The following is a 2,099-nucleotide window of genomic DNA, read 5'->3' as shown; positions in this document are numbered from 1 at the left end:
TCTGATTTTCGGAAAACAAAGCAGAAATTCCGTTTCCCTCCAAAATCCCCAAATTATTAAAAATACATATACGCCAAATCCTTCACTTTAAGCCCGCCGGCTTGGGTTTAGCTCAACAACGAATATAAAAACTACAGTGCCGGGCTCAGTAGTTTTTCGCTGTTTTTATATTCTTAAGTGTTGTATGCTGGGCATTATTCATTTTCTTAAAAAAATAGATTTATTCCAATAGCCGAACTAAAAATTTTATTAACCTTAACTTCCTTTGATATGATTGCATACCAAAAATATGTATCTACGGTTCCTAATTCAAAATAAAGGTCAACACCATTTATTATTTTTGAATTAATAAAATCCTTATGAATTGATGCTCCGATAAAAAAAGTAAAATGAAAAGCATTAGTGCTGTAATAATCTTTAGGATATTTATCAAGAAGTTTAAGAAATGAATTATTTCCTGTTTCAAAACTTGCTGTAAAGCCAGTAATTGGGGACAAAGCAATGTTATTGAATTTCTTGGTAAAAACAGGGAGCGTATTTTTAATAGTAATTGTGTGTATTTGTTCCGCTTTTGATATTGATACAGGTACATAACCATATAATAATTCTGAATACAAGTGATTATTGAAAAATTGATATCCAATTCCTATAGAAAAGAAACCTATATTTCCGGCAAACTGAACTTTTGCGTAGTCAGGGATATACCAATCTTTGCCCTTTATTAATGTAGAATCTTGTGCAAAAGCAGAAGAGAAAAAGAACAATGCAATAAAAAGTGTAGATATGTTTCTAATTTTCATTTGTTTTACAGTTCTATTAGTTCAATATCAAAAGATTTATTGTGTACATTTATAATACAATATGTTGGTTTTTTACACCAAGGTACTGTTAAATAATTTACAGAATCATTATAAACCTTTCCAAAGGAATATGCGTGAACGTCTCCGTGTATTGATAATTGAACATTATTTTCTTGCATTAATGTTGTATATGTTTGTTCCATATCACTATCAAATTGTTCGGTGAAAGGAGGAATATGGGCAATTACAAATACTTGTTTGAATAATGCATTGTCGATTAATTGTGTTGATAACCAATCAAAATCAGGGTTCTTGTCACTTTCCCAAACTACATCATCAAAAAGTATAAATTTATAATGATTAAATTCAAAAGAATAATTATAATCACCAAACATCTGTTTATATATGATTTCTCCATTTGATTTATAATCATGATTCCCTATAACTGTTAGATAAGGTTTATCCAGATTTTTCATTGTATTATAAAAAATCTCATATTCTTTTAATAATGCTTTGTCTGCAATATCACCACCAAAGATTACAAACAATATATCATCTTTTTTATTGATATCATCAATTACAGTTCTTAAATTATCGTAGTGATAATGATTGTCAGTAACAACAGCAAATGAAAAAATGTCAGAATTTAACTGAATGTCCTTAATTAATTGCAATTTTTTTTTTGTGGTATTTTTAAATTCCGTATTAACATTTGCTTCGTAAGGACTAAATTCAAATATTTTGTCGCAAGCTGTAAAAAGGATTGTTATGCCTATCAATGCTATAATTTTGTTTGTTTTTAGTAATGCCATATTTGAATATTGTATGTTAAGTAGTTTTTTGATCTATTTTCTTATTATTTCAATTTTGTCAGTTCGTTTCGGTTGGTCTGGATTATCCAGCCTTGCATAGTAGAGTAGAGCCTGATAGCCTATTCATATTTTTTTTTCTCACAAAGATAAGAAAAATAGTATAGACTATCAGTACCCCCTTCATCAAACCGTACGTGAAGTTTTCCCTCATACGGCTTACCGATAGAGTTCTTCATTGAGCTTTCGCAAGGGTTTTCAAACGAGCATACTTTTCCAAGTCTAACAGCCCTTTGCCTTTCACAAAGGTACTGTATGGGTGTTGGCGTAACACCTTGTTTTGCCCAAATCTCAGATTTCGAGCAATAAAAATGAAATATATTACGGTATGCTATTGAAAAACCAAAAAATGAGAGAAAATTCAATCAAAAATTATCTGATTTTCGGAAAACTAAGCAGAAATTCCGTTTCCCTCCAAAATCCCCAAATT

Annotated in this window: 2 protein-coding genes; both read right to left on the bottom strand. The window is 30.0% G+C overall.

Features of this window, described 5'->3' with window-relative positions; all coding sequences use genetic code 11:
* Positions 1–206 precede the first annotated feature (206 nt).
* Positions 207–800, bottom strand: coding sequence for a hypothetical protein (locus tag HN894_11890; GenBank protein ID MBT7144021.1), 594 nt, complete (start codon positions 798–800; stop codon positions 207–209).
* Positions 801–805: 5 nt separating this feature from the next.
* Positions 806–1,612, bottom strand: coding sequence for a hypothetical protein (locus HN894_11885; GenBank protein ID MBT7144020.1), 807 nt, complete (start codon positions 1,610–1,612; stop codon positions 806–808).
* Positions 1,613–2,099: the final 487 nt, after the last annotated feature.

It is taken from the genome of Bacteroidota bacterium, from assembly GCA_018692315.1.
In the GTDB taxonomy this organism is placed as follows: Bacteria; Bacteroidota; Bacteroidia; order Bacteroidales; family JABHKC01; genus JABHKC01.
The sequence above is the reverse complement of the archived record's forward strand: the minus strand, read 5'-3'. Positions and strand labels throughout refer to the sequence as shown.